The sequence below is a fragment of the Nostoc sp. CmiVER01 genome (assembly GCF_034531135.2).
GTDB lineage: Bacteria > Cyanobacteriota > Cyanobacteriia > Cyanobacteriales > Nostocaceae > Nostoc.
The window spans coordinates 215392-232136 of the sequence record NZ_JAVRBU020000014.1 but is presented as its reverse complement, the minus strand read 5'-3'; the positions used below and the strand labels follow the sequence as shown (position 1 = coordinate 232136).

16 protein-coding genes are annotated in these 16745 nt (G+C 41.9%); 9 read left to right on the top strand and 7 right to left on the bottom strand.

Annotation, left to right across the window (positions count from 1 at the left end):
- Positions 1-128 precede the first annotated feature (128 nt).
- The 4 genes from rlmN to lgt all read right to left on the bottom strand — a co-directional run bounded on the left by rlmN (position 129) and on the right by lgt (position 3940).
- Positions 129-1268 carry a 23S rRNA (adenine(2503)-C(2))-methyltransferase RlmN gene (rlmN, locus tag RMZ43_RS24585; RefSeq protein ID WP_322653179.1) on the bottom strand — a complete coding sequence of 380 codons (1140 nt, stop codon included), beginning with the start codon at positions 1266-1268 and terminating at the stop codon, positions 129-131.
- Positions 1269-1346: 78 nt separating this feature from the next.
- A complete protein-coding gene (locus RMZ43_RS24580) occupies positions 1347-1700 on the bottom strand; it encodes a phenylpyruvate tautomerase MIF-related protein (protein ID WP_229553676.1) in 354 nt (117 codons plus the stop codon).
- Between the two features lie 337 nt (positions 1701-2037).
- Entirely contained in the window at positions 2038-2847 is an 810-nt protein-coding gene (gene cobM / locus RMZ43_RS24575) for a precorrin-4 C(11)-methyltransferase (protein ID WP_322653180.1), read from the bottom strand.
- Positions 2848-3064: 217 nt separating this feature from the next.
- Positions 3065-3940, bottom strand: a complete 876-nt coding sequence (gene lgt, locus RMZ43_RS24570; protein WP_322653181.1) for a prolipoprotein diacylglyceryl transferase — start codon at positions 3938-3940, stop codon at positions 3065-3067.
- A 404-nt stretch (positions 3941-4344) separates the two neighbouring features.
- Here lgt and coaD point away from each other — a divergent pair, with 404 nt between their 5' ends.
- The 4 genes from coaD (at position 4345) to RMZ43_RS24550 (ending at position 6580) form a co-directional block, all read left to right on the top strand.
- Positions 4345-4896, top strand: a complete 552-nt coding sequence (gene coaD, locus RMZ43_RS24565) for a pantetheine-phosphate adenylyltransferase (protein WP_322649336.1) — start codon at positions 4345-4347, stop codon at positions 4894-4896.
- Positions 4806-5474 carry a DivIVA domain-containing protein gene (locus RMZ43_RS24560; protein ID WP_322649337.1) on the top strand — a complete coding sequence of 223 codons (669 nt, stop codon included), beginning with the start codon at positions 4806-4808 and terminating at the stop codon, positions 5472-5474. The genes coaD and RMZ43_RS24560 overlap by 91 nt, the downstream gene beginning before the upstream one ends.
- Positions 5475-5636: 162 nt before the next feature.
- Complete coding sequence (locus RMZ43_RS24555; RefSeq protein ID WP_322653182.1) at positions 5637-5963, top strand: Ycf66 family protein; 327 nt, start codon at positions 5637-5639, stop codon at positions 5961-5963.
- Between the two features lie 272 nt (positions 5964-6235).
- Positions 6236-6580 (top strand): FG-GAP repeat domain-containing protein, encoded by a 345-nt coding sequence (locus tag RMZ43_RS24550; protein ID WP_322653183.1) that lies wholly within the window; start codon positions 6236-6238, stop codon positions 6578-6580.
- 260 nt (positions 6581-6840) lie between these two features.
- On the opposite strand, the gene RMZ43_RS24545 is transcribed toward RMZ43_RS24550, so the two are convergent.
- The 3 genes from RMZ43_RS24545 to cysS all read right to left on the bottom strand — a co-directional run bounded on the left by RMZ43_RS24545 (position 6841) and on the right by cysS (position 11279).
- Complete coding sequence (locus RMZ43_RS24545) at positions 6841-8187, bottom strand: TldD/PmbA family protein (RefSeq protein ID WP_322653184.1); 1347 nt, start codon at positions 8185-8187, stop codon at positions 6841-6843.
- A gap of 89 nt (positions 8188-8276) precedes the next feature.
- Positions 8277-9716: a TldD/PmbA family protein gene (locus RMZ43_RS24540; RefSeq protein ID WP_322653185.1), complete on the bottom strand. Its 1440-nt coding sequence runs from the start codon at positions 9714-9716 to the stop codon at positions 8277-8279.
- Positions 9717-9812: 96 nt separating this feature from the next.
- Complete coding sequence (gene cysS / locus RMZ43_RS24535; protein WP_322653186.1) at positions 9813-11279, bottom strand: cysteine--tRNA ligase; 1467 nt, start codon at positions 11277-11279, stop codon at positions 9813-9815.
- 356 nt (positions 11280-11635) lie between these two features.
- Between cysS and RMZ43_RS24530 the strand changes: the two genes are divergently transcribed.
- The 5 genes from RMZ43_RS24530 to RMZ43_RS24510 all read left to right on the top strand — a co-directional run bounded on the left by RMZ43_RS24530 (position 11636) and on the right by RMZ43_RS24510 (position 16622).
- The gene (locus tag RMZ43_RS24530) at positions 11636-12754 is read left to right on the top strand and encodes a CobW family GTP-binding protein (protein ID WP_322649343.1); all 1119 of its coding nucleotides are present in this window, start codon (positions 11636-11638) and stop codon (positions 12752-12754) included.
- Positions 12755-13097: 343 nt separating this feature from the next.
- Positions 13098-13550, top strand: a complete 453-nt coding sequence (dtd, locus tag RMZ43_RS24525; RefSeq protein WP_322653187.1) for a D-aminoacyl-tRNA deacylase — start codon at positions 13098-13100, stop codon at positions 13548-13550.
- 104 nt (positions 13551-13654) lie between these two features.
- Positions 13655-13996, top strand: coding sequence for a photosystem II reaction center protein Psb28 (gene psb28, locus RMZ43_RS24520; RefSeq protein ID WP_322653188.1), 342 nt, complete (start codon positions 13655-13657; stop codon positions 13994-13996).
- 114 nt (positions 13997-14110) lie between these two features.
- Positions 14111-14611 (top strand): MogA/MoaB family molybdenum cofactor biosynthesis protein, encoded by a 501-nt coding sequence (locus RMZ43_RS24515; RefSeq protein WP_416212086.1) that lies wholly within the window; start codon positions 14111-14113, stop codon positions 14609-14611.
- A gap of 259 nt (positions 14612-14870) precedes the next feature.
- The gene (locus tag RMZ43_RS24510) at positions 14871-16622 is read left to right on the top strand and encodes a diguanylate cyclase (protein ID WP_322653189.1); all 1752 of its coding nucleotides are present in this window, start codon (positions 14871-14873) and stop codon (positions 16620-16622) included.
- Positions 16623-16745: the final 123 nt, after the last annotated feature.

Below are 16745 nucleotides of genomic sequence, written 5' to 3'. Positions count from 1 at the left end.
AGGTTTAAGGGACTTCCAGAAAATAAATTATCCAATTTACTCAGATAATATTCTTCTTTCTCCCCCTGCTCCCTGCCCCCTGCCCCTCTGCCTATACACCAATAGGATATTTTTTTAGTTGGAAGTCCCTAATTCTTACTTGCTCTGAGTTGTCCACAAGCAGCATCAGCTTCTAAACCACGGGAATAACGCACACTAACGGCAGTATTTTGTTGCTTAAGGACGTTGACAAATGCTTGAATGCGATCGCGGTTGGGGCGTTTGTAGTCTGCTTCTTGGATGGGATTATAAGGAATCAAATTCACATGACTTTGGAATCCTCGCAGGCGCTTTGACAGTTCCAATGCATGTTCTGGTAAATCATTTACACCAGCGAGAAGTATGTATTCAAAGGTAACGCGGCGTCCAGTAATTTCCACATATTCTCGACATTCAGCTAGCAAATCTTCGAGAGGATAGGCGCGGGCGCTAGGGATGAGTTTTTCCCGCAGTGCTTGGTTGGGTGCGTGGAGACTCACAGCAAGCGTGATTTGCAAATTGTTTTGCGCGAACTGACGAATGCGATCGCGAATACCAACTGTAGAAACTGTAAGCGATCGCTGCCCAATACCGACATCTTGATTCAGGGATTTCAGCGCCGCTAGGACATTCTCAGTATTCAACAACGGTTCACCTAATCCCATAAACACCACATTGCTAACCCGAGGCAGCGCGTTGCGGGGGTTCCCCCCGTTGTAGCGACTGCCGTGTTGCTGAAAATCTTCTTGCACAGTTAACACCTGATCGATAATTTCATGCCGTGCTAGGTTGCGTTTGTAGCCACCTTTACCAGTAGCGCAGAAATCACACGCCATTGGGCAACCCACCTGAGTAGAGACGCAAACTGTCAAACGGGCTTTTGGCCCATCTCCCGCTTCTGCAAAGGTGGGGATGCCAACAGTTTCAATAATTTGATCATCTGCTAATCGTAAAAGATATTTGACTGTGCCATCGGGAGCCTCAGAGCGGTAATGTAAAGTTGAGCGTCCAATGGGGATTTCTGCTACTTCCTTCCGCCATTGCTTGGAGAAAACTGAAATATCAGCTAGCGATCGCACTCCCTTGTCATAGATCCATTCATGCAGCTGCTTTCCTCTATAAGCAGGTTGTCCCTGCTGCTGTACCCAAGTGGTTAACTCTGCAAGAGAAGCGCCGAGAAGGGGAGGAATTAATTCTGATTTTACTTGGTTGTGTAACTCAACTTGAGATACAAGAGGCGTAGCAGACATAAAAAATCAAGAGTTGATGTAGGATCTCTATCCTACACCTGCCAGATTAACTTAGGCTTGACCAAAGAAGGAGGTAAATTACCCAAAGGTTGTACCGTTCCAGCCCCACATCGCACCCTTAGCATCTGCAAATTCTATATAAATTCGATTTTTCGGCACACCTAGAGTTTGGTTAATCTGCTGGCAAAATTCCTGACTCATTGCTGCGGTTTGGTCTGGTTTCATTGTGCCAACGCTCTTAATTTCAATATAGCAAACCGGGTCTGTATTTCCTGCAAAGGTCATGGGAATTTCTGGCTCAAAAGCAGTCATTACATAAGATTCTGGTTTTCCCAAATGTTTTGCTAACTTGGCTGATAAGTTTAAAAGCATTGATTCAATTTCAGCTTTTTGAGGAGCAGATGCAGAAGTTTGCACTTTAATTAATGGCATAATACTGAATTGGGATTTGGGATTTTATTCATACTGTTAAGTTTATCGTCATACTAATTCTGTATGAAGATGCGCTCAACCATATTTAAGTACAAGGAAGAAAAACGAACCACAAAGGACGCATAGACACGAAGTGGCTTCCCGCAGGGTAGGACACAAAGAAAGAAAGAATTTAAGAGGGTTTGGCGCAGCCTTACAAAGAAATGCTATGACGAAAGTGCCAGTTGCTACGTTAGTAGGTTGTCTTCGGATTAGCCAGAGGAATAGTTCTCCATCAACTATTATTTTTCTTGTACCTTTTTTCGGTATTGACATCTCTGTTGCTATATTTCTTGGACTACTTTGAGCGAAATAGATGACTATGTTCGGGATGATATAAACGCGATCGCCCTTTATTTGCCGAGAGGGCTGGACTGATTATATAAAGTGTAGTGCGAATTAGTTTTTCTTTATGAGTGCAGTCTGCCATTTCATAAAGGGGGACAACCTTGATTTTTTCATCAGGCCATCCGATGCGAAAGCAAATTGCAATGGGGGTTTCGGCTGGGTAATGTTCGAGTAGTTTAGCTTGGGCATTCTCGACATGACGCGCACTTAAATACAGGCAGAGGCTAGCCTGATGTGCCGCCAGAGAGGTTAATTCTTCAGTGGCGGGGACTTCTGTACGTCCACTGATCCGCGTTAAAATGATGGTTTGGACTAAACCAGGGACAGTCAACTCTACTTTGAGTTTGGCGGCTGCGGCTTGAAAGGCACTGATACCAGGGATGACTTCAAAAGGGATATTTGCCTCAGCGAGGAGGTGCATTTGCTCGTGGATGGCGCTGTAGAGACTAGGATCGCCAGAATGGAGACGGACTAGAGATTTGTGTTGCGATCGCACCCGATCTATCATAATCAGCAAAATCTCTTCTAAAGTCTGATTCGCAGTTCTAATTATCTCCGCATCTTTTCGGCAAAGTTCTAAAATCTGTTCGGGTACTAAAGAATCAGCAAATAAAATCACATCAGCAACAGCCAGTAATTTCTGCGCCTTTACCGTCAATAAATCAGGATCTCCAGGGCCTGCTCCCACAATGTACACAGATGGTTCTATGGCATATAGTGTTTTTTCATAACTCAAATTTTCACTTTTAGAAGAACACACGGCAATCCCTCAAAAAATTTTTTTGATATTTTCTCAGTATCTTTCCGGATTCACCCTCTTTCTCTAGTAGAGAGTAATGGTAGATGCACCCTGGTTAAGCCCTAGAGAATACTCTGGGGCATTTTTTATTTTTGGGCATTGAGCATGGGGCATTGGGCATTGGTTATCCTCCTCATCTTCCCCTGCCTCCCCTGCCTCCCCTGCCTCCCCTGCTTCTTCATCCCCTCATCTCCCCATCTCCCTTCGGAGTAGGAACTACATCAGGTAAAGGGCGTTTGAGTAAGTAAAGCCAAGCTAATCCAAGTAATCCAAATAAAATTCCTAGACTACTGACTACTTGTGCCATTCGTAACGGCCCCAGCATCAGGCTATCAGTGCGAAAACCTTCAATCCACAAGCGCCCTAAGCTGTAGGCTGGCCAGTAAACTAGAAACAGCGTGCCTACCTTCAAACGTGGCTTACCGGACAAAGATCGGAAAAACAACGTTATTAGCAATGCAAACACCGCTAAATCCCACAGAGATTCATAGAGGAAGGTGGGATGGAAGTAATCGAAACTCGCATACTCTAGAGGACGATGATCTGGGGGAATATACAACTTCCAGGGTAAATTTGTCGGATCGCCAAAAGCTTCAGAATTAAAGAAATTACCCCAACGTCCGATCGCTTGCCCTAAAATCAGCGAAGGCGCTACTAAATCTGCCAATTGCCAAAAAGAAACCTGCTTGATTTTGGCAAAGATTAACGCAGCCAAAACGCCACCAAGAATTGCTCCATGAATGGCAATACCTCCTTCCCAGATAGCAAAGATTTTTCCTGGAGTTGGGGCATATTTTGACCATTCAAAAAAAACGTAATATAGCCGTGCGCCAGGAATCGCCCCAATCAATAACCAAAAGAATAAATCGCCTAACAACTCAGGATTAACATTACGACGCTTTGCCAATTCCTGAGAAAGGATAACGCCAATTAACACTGCTGTGGCAATCAATAAGCCATACCAACGGATACTGAGTGGCCCTAATTTCACCAGAATCGGTCCTGGAGAAGTAAATTGAAACGCTAAGGGCAAGGTGGAAAAATCCAGTACCATGAAAAATTACCTAGAATAGTTCGTTAACTACCCACGCACTTTGCTAAGTACGGAGTTTTTTGGGTGTCGAATGCTGGAAGTGTACTTAAGTACTTTACAATTTCGTGGGAACACAAATAGAAATCCAGCATCCATATTTAGGAGTTTATAGCGGTTTTGTTCAACCTCATCCCCAACGCTTCTCCTTGCTAAGAAGAGGGGAGTATTTGCTTGACTCAAATGCGGGGTGAGTTTCAGGCTATATTGCACCGCTATAGTTCCTAACGCCTAATTGAGCATAACTTGTATCAGCAAAACAATTGAATTTAGCATCTTTAACTCAGAGCGCAAGATGGTAAATTTGAGTAAGTTACACAAAAGAGCTTCGATATAATCACCTAAACAACTTTGATATATCTAAAATTGTGATTGCTATTTATCCTGGTAGCTTCGACCCCATCACTTTGGGACACCTTGACCTCATCGGGCGCGGAAGTCGGCTGTTTGAGCGGGTAATTGTCGCTGTACTGCGGAACCCCAACAAAATGCCACTTTTTAGTGTGCAGCAACGGCTAGATCAAATCAGCCTTTCTACACAACATCTACCTAATGTAGATGTGGACAGCTTTGATGGTCTTACCGTCAACTATGCCCAAATGCGGCAAGCACAAGTTTTGCTGCGGGGTTTACGGGCTGTGTCAGATTTTGAAGTGGAACTGCAAATGGCTCACACCAATAAAACTCTTTCTACTCAAATAGAAACAGTTTTTCTTGCAACCTCAAATGAATATAGTTTTTTAAGTAGTAGTGTGGTAAAAGAGATTGCAAGGTTTGGTGGCTCTATCGATCATCTCGTTCCCCCACACATTGCCCTAGATATATACCAATGCTACAATCAGAACTCTCCAATGTTGAACCCAATCTCAACGGAAGCAATCCCCCCCCTCAAGAGCATCTCGGTGGAGAGGGAAGCATAGATATTCAGGAGGAACTCAATCGCCTAGAGGAAATGGTTCTCTCTAGTCTCAGGATTCCTCTGACAGGACGGACTCTCATAGATGAAGAAAAGCTTCTAGATCAGCTTGATTACATCCGGCTTGCTTTACCATCGCTTTTTCAAGAAGCAGCAGCTATCCTCAACCAAAAGGACGAAATTCTGCTGGAAGCGGAAGAGTATGGACAGCAGGTTGTTGAGGCCGCGCAAGCAAAAAGAGCGCAAATTTTAGCTGAAAGCGATATTATTCACCAGGCAAAACAAGAAGCTGAACAACTGCGGCGACAAGTACAACAAGAGTGTGACGCAATAATGCAAGAAACTCTCTCCGAAATTGAGCGTAAACGGTATGCTTGTCAACAAGAGTTAGAGCAAATGAGGCAAAGTGCGATCGCTCAGGCTCAAGAAATCGAAGATGGTGCTGATGCTTATGCCGATGGCATCCTGGAAAATATTGAGCAGGATCTCAAGCAGATGTTGCGAATTATCACCAACGGACGGCAACAATTGCAAATTGATAACCTTACTCAGCGCAATTCACCTCCAGGTAATAAAAAATAGAGGTTCTAACGAGAGATGAGAAAAAATTATCGGTTGGGTTTGGCTATTGCTTAACCCAACAATTTTCATCCGGTAAGACTTTTAAGCTTCCATCCTCTAAGCTTAATCTACCTAATAATAAGTTTAAAATTTTAGTTGTTAATTAAGCAGGATTTTTGATTAATGCTTAGTTTTGCTCAAGTTAATTTTGGATTAAATCTAGCTGGTTTAATTGGAATTATTTATGTACTTTTGGCAATTGTTTACTTTATTTTAACAATAGCTTGGCTAGCCAGACGTGGAAATAGGCTTACAGGTTGGGCTTTAGCCCTTTACATTATTCAAGTAGTATTTACACCAATAATAATGTTATTATGCGGAATACTTTTATTTTTTCAAGGTTGGCGTTTAGATCCAATTCTTCAATTTGAGCAATTTTTATTGCTACTATTAATTCTTTATTTCACTATCAAAGATATTGTAATTAATGCAGTTTACAGAGATAGATAATTTTAGAATTGAGATAATTTAATTAATAGTATTTGTGTTTAAAACTCAGAAAAATGGGTAATGGGAAAAATACCTAATCCTTAATGCTCACTATCCTTGAATGCGATCGGTATTGATTAATTAGCTTTTGCATCGCTTGGTAGTTAGAATCTGTCATGGTGTTACCGTGTAAAAGTTTGTAAATAATTTGCGTAGTTCCCAAACCGAAAACTGAATAGTGATATGTACGTGGTTTTACTACGTACAAGATTATTCATTAAAGGAGCGTTATCATGAGTACTTTCGGTCAGTATTTTGTAGCTTTGGACAATGGTTTTACTGTCAATGATGGCGGATGGAGTAGCTTTGACAAATATCCACGTCAACTTGGTGATGTCAACGGCGATGGTCGCGATGATATTATCGGTTTTGGATTAGATAATGTCTACGTTTCTCTCGGTCAAAGCGATGGCACTTTCGGTCAGTATTCTGTAGCTCTGAACAATGCTTTTACTGTCAATGATGGCGGATGGAATACCTTTAACCAATATCCACGTCAGCTTGGTGATATCAACGGTGATGGTCGCAATGATATTGTCGGTTTTGGATTAGATAATGTCTACGTTTCTCTAGCTTAATAGGATGAGACTTCTCATAAATAATAGTTTGTTATTGGCTCCAATATTACCTCCCTGTTAGGGTAGATTTCTAGGTTCTATCGCGCCCCTTATGCTAAAGTGACTTACGCTATTATTAAATACCAAGCTATAAAACTGCAAAACCCTTTCTGCGTAAGGATAATAGGTTTAAAAAAGCATGGATTTAATATTAGGAACCATAAAGGGAGCGATAGAGCTTATTTCTATTTGTTGGCTTTTCAATTACTGTCAAAACTTAATTACAAAGTATATGTAAAATCATTTACCAGCATACCGGGAACTAAACTACCTCCTAGTTGGCGGCTTTCATAAGTTCCTACTTCGGGAATGAATTCTTGAAAATTGGTTAAATCTACTAACTTATCTCCCCAGAAGCGATAGAGACTTTCGTCAAAACGTAAGTTTTCAATGGGGGCAATAATTTCTCCGTTTTCTACCCAAAAACAAGCATAACGAGTCATACCTGTGATTCTACCAGTGTGGCGATCGCTCCAATTCAGGTAATGTAAATTAGATACATATAATCCCGTATCTAAACTTGGAAGAATCTGCTCAAATATCAAATTTCCCGAACTCACTTCTGGCGCTCGTAAAGTCTCTGAGCCATTAGCACCGTTGGCAATTTTTTGATATTCCTTAGCAGTCCGAGAATTCACTAAAGTATTTACCAATTGTCCTTTTTCTATTACAGGTAACTCTGGCGCTGCTATTTCTCCTAATTCATTAAATCGCGGCACTAATCCTCGTTGAAAGTTTTCTTTCAAACTAAATCTTGGAGAAAGTTGTTTTTCTTGACGCGATAAAGCCGCTAAAGCACTGTTTCCTTGTTGGATATCAGCTTCGCTGACTGCTCCCCAAGAAAGCATTGCTAATAAATCTCCAACAGCAGCAGGTGCAAAATAAGTTTTGTATTGTCCCCTTGGTAATTCTTTAGCTGGACGAGCAAGCAATTCAAGTTGCTTTTTAGCTTCGCTAATTTTGGCTATATAAGCAGATATATCCCAATTACTCCCTGCAAATGTACCCTTAACTGCTTGTCCAGAGGAGGAAAAGAGAGAATAATCTAAGGTAAAAGAATCAGTAGCAAACCAGTGTTTTTGCCCGTTAGAATCACCATAAGCTTTAACTACCAATCCCCCGGCATATATCCCTGTAAAATCTAATTCAGCAACTAGTTTTAGTAAAGTTGCTACTACTGCCTCATCTGCCAATAAATTCCCGGAATGTATTTCCCGACTGGTATTATTTCCTGATGGCAAAACTAGATATGGATCGATGGGTAGTAGAATAAGTTCGTCACGTAACTCCTGCAAAGCAGTATATGCTAATTGCCAATCTATATCCCAATTTCCAGTAAATGGGAATTGCCGAATACTACTGCGCTGGTCTGCCATCAAAGTCAGTTCGATCCAACCATCAGCAACACAACCAGTTTGTCGCACTTTGGCATGATTGAAACGAGTAAATTGGCTTCTTTCACTGCTGAGTTTCACAGTGAATTGTTCACTTTCAGATTTTTTAATCAGTAAAGTTTCAATCAGTTGATTAAAGCTGACTTCTAACGCAGATAATTCCTCAATTTTCATAGATATTAAATATTAATAGGGAGTGGGGAGTGGGGAATAGGGAGTGGAGACGCAAAGAATTAAAATATCTCTGTGTCCCCGTGTCCTTTTCAAGTTCCTCCACCAAAAACTTCGACATTAGCAAATACACAAACAGGTGAACCATGTCCTACCCAAATAGCCTGATTTGGTTCTCCTTTACCACAATAAGGAGTACCATACATTTGCCAGTTGTCAGCATTTCCTACTTGGATTAGGCTGTGCCAAAACTCTGGTGTTGTGGCGCGATAGTTGGGATTGCGGAGGGTTTTGGTGAGTTTACCGTTTTCAATTAATTTAGCGTACTCGCAACCAAATTGGAATTTGTAGCGGCGATCGTCAATTGACCAAGAACGGTTAGATTCCATGTAAACGCCGTGTTCTATGCCGCCAATAATGTCTTCAAAGCTAGCATTTAGAGGTTCTAAATTTAAGTTTGCCATGCGATCGATCGCAGGTCGATTCCATGAGGAAGCACGCGCACAGGCAACTCCTGCTACACCTGCTCTGGCTTGACTCTCTAGACTGCCTAAACCCCGTTGCAGTACTCCTTCTTTAACCAAATATTCTTTTGTTGCTACAGCACCCGTATCATCAAAGCCATAGCTGGCAAATTCACCAGGCACGGTGGGATCAAAGGTAATGTTCATTAGTGGCGAACCATATACTAGGTTGCCAAAATCACTTTTATTAACGAAGCTGCCTCCAGCATAGTTACGCTCATCTCCCAAAATTCGGTCAATTTCTAGGGGATGCCCGACACTCTCATGGATTTGCAGCATCATTTGGTCTGGGGCTAAAACTAAATTGGTACAGGTGGTTGGGCATTCCTCTGCTGTCAATAGTTCTACTGCTTGTTCGCCTATTTGCCGCACCCGATGCAATAAGTTTTCTTGTTTTAAAAGTTCTAGTCCACCTTGGTAATAGTTTGCGTGAGAACCGTTGTGACTGCGCTGCTGTACAACTGCACCATCTTGGGCGGTGGCTCCATAATGAGTGCCTATAGATAAAGTTTTTTGATAGACTTCTGAGCCGTTGCTGCTAATAAACCAAGACTCTCTCTCAATGGTGCTAGCACTGGCTATGGTTTGCACAATCTTGTCGTCAACTTTCAGTGTTTGGCAAATCCGAACCAGTAAATCGTTGATTTCTCCCGGACTCAGAGCATCCAATGGCTCAAGGTATGGAGATTTATATTCACCAACGACTTTAGGCCGCTCACTTTCACGGAAGGGATGTATCCACCATTCACTGGCTGCTAGCGCCTGTTTATAGGCTGTTTCGGCAGCAGCTTGTAGAGAAGACAGTTCCAGAGAGTTAGTTGCTGCATAACCCAGACAGCCATTTACCAAAACCTCTAGCATGGCTCCAACTGTGAAGGATTTGCCGTTTAGTTGGGGTAAGCCGTCACGGACTGAACGGGTTGTAGAAGTCTCCTTTACGGCTCTAATACCAATCCAATCAGCAGGAATGTCGAAACTAGCGATCGCTTTTTTGAGTTCAGACCACATAATTTAAGGTAATGGGGAATGGGGAATGGGGAATGGGGAATAGGGAATGGGGAATGGAGAATGAGGAATTTCTCCCTACTCCCTACTCCCTAATTCCTAATTCCGATGCCAGCGCGTGCCATCACGGCTATCAATTAGCGTAATACCTTCTGCTTGAAGTTCGTCACGAATGCGATCGCTTTCGGCAAAATTCTTGGCTTTACGTGCTTCTTGCCTTTGCTGAATTTTCGTTTCAATTTCCGCATCGCTTAAACCATCATTCTTATCAGGTTCTACTTCTATCTCGGCTTCTAAACCTAAAACTTCAGCCAATGTGACAAGAGTTTGCCATTGACGCTTTAACTCATCAGGGGAAGTTTCGGTTTTCCCTTCATGCACAATAATATTTCCTTCACGGCGCAGTTCTTTGGCTAATTCAAACAGCACTGTTAACCCACCAGGAAAATTAAAGTCATTATTTACAACTTCTTGAAAGTGTTCAATAGTTTCAGGAAGTAGTGAGTCAGTTCCTACTCCCCACTCCCCACTCCCCACTCCCCAACCTAGTTTTTTACCGTATTGGTAGCCGAAGAGTAAACCTTCTTTAATGGTGTGCCAACCGTTAGTTGCTGCGGCGATCGCTTCGTCTGTAAAATCTATGGGTGTACGATATTGGGCGGTTAGGACAAATAACCGCACTGCCATCGGGTCAACTCCTCGATCCAGTAATTCTCGAATAGTGATAAAGTTGCCCAAAGATTTGGACATTTTTTCACCATCTACTTTTACCATGCCGTTATGTAACCAATAACGCGCTAAGGGTTTTCCTGTTACAGCCTCAGATTGGGCAATTTCGTTTTCGTGATGGGGAAAAATTAAGTCAGCACCACCAGCATGAATATCTATGGTATCACCCAGGCGATCGCGCACCATTGCCGAGCATTCAATGTGCCACCCCGGACGACCTGCACCCCACGGTGACTCCCAAGCTGGTTCTCCTGGTTTTGCTGCCTTCCATAAAGCAAAATCGAAGGGGTCTTTCTTTTTCTGATATTCTGGATCTTCTACATTGACGCGATCGCTTTTCCCGGCTTGCATATCTTCTAACTTGCGTCCTGAAAGCTTGCCATACTCAGCAAACTGTCGCACTGCATAATACACATCGCCGTCAGCAGGGTAAGCAAAACCTTTATTTTCCAACTCATGAATTAACCGTTGAATGCCATTCATGGTATGGGTAGCACGGGGATATTCATCAGCTTCTTTGATTCCCAATCGCGCCATATCCTCAAAATATGCTTTGATAAAGCGATCGGCTACAGCTTCCATTGAGGAATGTTCAACACAGGCTCGATTGAGAATTTTATCGTCAATATCAGTAAAATTTTGGATATATCGCACTTCATAGCCGATAAACTGGAGGTATCGGCGGATTACATCCCAAACGATGCAAGCTCTCGCATGACCCAAATGGCAGTAGTCGTACACCGTCACGCCGCAGTAATACATCTTAACTTTGCTTGCTTCGACTGTTTCAAACGGTTCTTGACGACGGGTGAGAGTATTGTAAAGGGTTAGGGTCATAACAGAGTAATGCTGAAATAAGAAGATACGTAATAATAGGGTAAAGCAGATGGGATGACAGTCCAGCATCCCTATGCTAGTACGTCATGGTGGAAATCAACATACTATTGGACAAAATCTCGAAAGCTCAGAAATCAAGGGTTTTTGACTTTTGAACGCCAGTTGCTTCTCCCTTGGCGGTAGCTTCTCCCTTTGGGAGAAGGGGAGACGCTGCGCGTAGCTTGCTTCCCCGAAGGGGTACAACGCGGGGAACCCGCGCAATGCACTGGCTCCTTTTAACTTCCGCCTTGCGGTGCTAGTGTTTTCTGGACTATCTGCGCTACATTACTATTTTTTGACTATTAGATAACAGCGCTATGCAATCAGCAGTTACATCCGAATCTTCGGCAATGGATACGCCCAAACAAGGAATGCCAGTAACAATTATTACGGGTTTCCTCGGCAGTGGCAAGACGACTTTACTCAATCATATCCTTAACAATCAACAGGGTTTGAAAACCGCCGTTCTTGTAAATGAATTTGGCGAAATTGGCATCGATAACGAGCTAATTGTTTCCACTGGTGAGAACATGGTGGAGCTAAATAATGGTTGTATTTGCTGCACTATTAATAATGATTTGGTAGATGCAGTTTACAAAGTTTTAGAACGGCAAGAAAATCTAGATTATCTAGTAGTGGAAACAACTGGATTGGCAGATCCACTACCAGTAGCTTTAACATTTCTAGGTACAGAATTGCGAGATTTAACTCGCTTAGATTCGATTATTACCGTAGTAGACGCGGCAAATTACAGCCTAGATTTATTTAACTCTCAGGCAGCATACAGCCAGATTGCTTATGGTGATGTAATTGTACTGAACAAAAGTGATTTGGTTGATGAAGCCACATTGAATGAGTTAGAAACAAAAATTAACGAAGTTAAAGAAGGAGCGAGAATTCTCCGCACGACGCGATCGCAAGTACCACTTCCGTTAATTCTCAGTGTTGGTCTGTTTGAGTCCGATAAATATTTTGACACAGTGGTGGATGAACACGATCATCACGATCATGAACATCACGATCATCACGATGATCACGATCACTCAACATGCGGTCACGATCATCACAACCATGACCACGATCACCACGATCATCACCATCATTCTGACCATTTAGAAAATGATGGTTTTACTTCCATCTCTTTCCAAAGTGATAAGCCTTTTTCTATTAGGAAGTTTCAGTATTTCTTAGATAACCAGCTACCCTCAAATATCTTCCGAGCGAAGGGGATTATGTGGTTTGATGAAAGTCCGAAACGTCATATTTTCCACCTCTGCGGGAAACGCTTTACCTTGGATGATGATGAATGGCAAGGTCAACTGAAAAACCAGTTAGTGCTGATTGGTCAAAATTTGGATCGTGAGACCTTAATTAGTCAACTTGAAAACTGTATTTGTCTACCTTCAAGCTCTCGCGGTAAAGGGTTTGGCAAATAATTAGAGACGCGATTAATCGCGTCTGTACAAAAGTTTAATATTCGTTCCCAGGTAGAACCTGGGAATGTATTCCCAATGGCTCCACCATCGATTTTGAACAATAAAAATGAGAGAATAGCGTAGCCCTAGCCCGTCGTAGACATCGTACTCCCTTGTATTTACGCGCGAGTGAGTGTTTTCGCCAATAATTACGTTAGCGCAGCGTAAAGCCTTCTCTACGAGAGGCTCCGCCAACGGCATGGCAACTCTTGGAGACGCTACCGCGTAGCTTGCTTCTCCGTAGGAGTACGCTTAGAGCGACGTAGGAGCGCCATTAAGAATTACGAATTACGAATTAGTTAAAATGCGCGTTGTTATCCAGCGAGTCAAATCATCTCAAGTTACAGTTAACGGTGAAATTGTCGGCAAAATTGGGCGGGGGCTAAATTTACTCGTAGGCATAGCCAATACCGATACTGATGCCGAAATTGACTGGATAGTGCGTAAGTGCTTGGAATTACGGCTGTTTCCTGACGAGGAAGGAGACGATCGCTGGCAAAAATCTGTACAAGAAATTGGCGGCGATTTGTTAGTAGTCAGTCAGTTTACCCTTTATGGTGACTGTCGCAAAGGTCGCCGTCCTTCTTTTGACCGTTCAGCCGCTCCCCAATTAGCAACAGATTTGTATAACCGTTTTGTTACCAAGTTAAAAGCTAGCGGTTTGCAGGTGGAAACAGGTCAATTTGGTGCAATGATGAATGTTACAATTGAAAATGATGGGCCAGTAACTTTGTTACTTGAAAAAGAAGCAATTTAAGTATTTACACTAAAAAGAATAATAACAGTAGCCTCTAGACCGTGGTGTTCTAATTGATGAGAGAATATTAGATTAACCATCACAAAAGTTTAAATTTAGTCATCATGGCGAAAATCCAGTTTTCTAGAGGTCTTGACGAAGAAGTAACTCCAGAGGTGCGCTTGACGCGATCGCGCACTGGTGACAGTGGCACAGCAACGTTTATTTTTACCAATCCAAAGATTTTAGATCAAGGTAGCACCGAAGATATTACCGGGATGTACCTGATTGACCAAGAAGGAGAGATAATTACCCGTGAAGTTAAAGCTAAATTTATCAACGGGAAACCGGAAGCATTAGAAGCACTTTACATAATGAAATCTGCCCAAGAATGGGATCGCTTTATGCGCTTTATGGAACGGTATGCTGAAGAAAACGATCTCGGACTGAGCAAGAATGAGGCATAGGATATAGGGCATTGGGCAAGTGGCGTCATGGAGCATGGGGAATTGTCATGTTCAATAAGTGCGCCATTTACCATGCCCAATTATCCGTTAGTCAAAATTCATGACTGAGCTATAATGTCACAACCGCACCCAGACTCGCCTAGAATGACGGTAACTTGTGCTGTGGTTACTGTTAGCGATACACGCACTTTTGAAACAGACAAAAGTGGCCAGCTAATTCAACAGCTACTCCTTAGTGCTAACCATGCTGTAGGAGTCTACACAATTATCAAAGATGAACCAACACAAATTCAAGAGCAGATAGAAAATCTAGGTAAAAGCTCAAATTTGAATGCTGTAATTTTCAGTGGTGGTACAGGTATTGCACCAAGAGATACTACTTATGATGCCATTGAAAAGTTACTAGAGAAAACTTTACCAGGATTTGGTGAGTTATTCCGTTTTTTAAGTTATCAAGAAATTGGTTCGCGGGCGATCGCTTCTCGCGCTGTTGCTGGTGTTTATCAAGATAAATTAATTTTCTCGCTTCCTGGTTCCAGTAATGCTGTGCAACTGGCAATGGAAAAATTAATTTTACCCGAACTCACTCACTTGGTAAGTCAGGTTTGTAGTTAGTCATTGATCATTAGTCATTAGTATAAGAAAATTACTTAGGATTTCGTAATACTACTAATGACTTCGATTTCCTCATATTTAAAGCTATTAGCTCTCCACCGCGCAAATACTTTGGTGAAATGAGCAGCCTTTGAGAAACTGACTATAAAAACTTTTGTAAACCTAAGACATAAGTTACTAAAATCATCCTTTGTCTACTTACATTTTGAAGATACGAGAATTATAGTGAAACGAATAAAATTTTAATATTAGATTAACAATGGAGCCTATTTACTGGAATTGCATAATTGCTCACGGCATCACTGCATTTTCATACTTTGGCATCCCTATACTAATAGGGGTTTTCTTTGCCAAAACTAAGGCAACCATCCCTTCTAAGTTTTGGCTAGCCTTTTTCTTATCAGGTGGATTCGTACTATCTTGCGGATTTCATCACCTTCTAGCGATCTTTGAGCCACAGATGGCAGTGTCGCTGCTGCACTTAGGCGTACTTGATCTAATGGCGTTTATTTCTTTGTGTGCCTTACTCTACCTGATACCAACTGCTTATCAAATTCTAGAGATGATCGTCAAACATCAAGAAGACACCCGCGAACTTCAACGCAGTCAGCAGATACAACGGCTATTTCTAGATCAGGGCCCGTTTCTAGCCTATATCAAAGATGAGCAATCTAGAGTGCTTTATTACAACCAGGGGATACAGTCTACATTTTCGGTAGATTCACAAGAATGGTTAGGGAAAACCGATAATGAATACTTGCCAGATCCAGAAGAAGGACGGCGGGTTATGGAAAACGATCAAGTCGTTTTAAAGACTCTACGCCCCTTAAAGTTGATTGAAGAGGTAAAAATACCTGGTAAAGATCAGCCGTACTATTGGCTATCGTTTAAGTTTCCCTTTAGCGATGGCGCAACGGGCGCTTGCCGCATCGGTGGCATTAGTATTGATATTACAGAATCTATTGAAGCACAGCGATCGCTCACCGATCTAAATCGGCAGCTAGAAGAAAAAACACTGAAATTAGAGGCAAAAAAACAGGAACTTATATATCTCTCAGATATGGCGGATATGCTTTATTGCTGCGAATCTGAAGATGAGGTGTATCAAGTGGTTGCTTTAACCTGTTCTAAGCTATTTCCTAAGATGAGTGGTTGTATATTTATAATTGCTAATTCTAAGAATTATGTTCAGATGAATAGTTTTTGGGGAGATGAAAGAACTAGTAAAGAAATATTTTCAGCATGTGATTGTTGGGCATTGCGGAGAGGAAAATCAAACCTTTTATTGCCTCGTAATTCTGGACTAATATGCAATCACTTAATAGAATCTGTTAGCGGCACACATTTATGTGTTCCATTGTTTGGACAAGGCGAAGTAATTGGGATTTTACATATCTATGCCCTTGAAGAAGTCAGTCCAGAAGATCAACAAATTACTGAGATTATTGCTAGAACTTTAGCTATTGCACTAAATAATCTCTCGATAAAACAACGTCTAGCCTATGATAACTTGCGGGATGGGATGACCCAACTATTCAATCAAAGCTATTTGCAAACCATAACGGAACAGAGGCTAGCAGAGGCTGAACGTTCAAGGCAATCAGTTAGTGTTATTTTCCTTGATATCGATAACTTCAAATCTTACAACTCGCGCTACGGGCATTTGACTGCCAACATTGTTCTCCAGGGATTAGCACAACTACTATTAAAATCTATTCGCTCCTTTGACATTGCTTGCAGATGGGGTGGTGAAGAATTTGTGATTGTAATGCCTAATATGACACTGGAAAACCTGAGAAAGCGAGTAGAACAACTCAGGATAGATGTTGAACAAATGCAAGTCAAGGACGGCGATCGCATTCTCCAAAGCATTACCGCTTCTTTTGGAATAGCTGTATCAGAACCAGGAATTACAGTTAAAGATTTTCTGAATCGGGCAAATCAAGCGATGCTTGAAGCAAAGCGAACAGGCAAGAATCGGGTTATGGAGTATGTAAATAGGTACAATTAATTCATAATTAATAAAATGAGTATTTCTTCAGTCGGCATCAAGGGTCAGACTTTCTAGCATCGAAATCAAAACCTTATTAATTTCTTATATAAAAAACAACTCCCTGGATATGTGGGAGTTGTC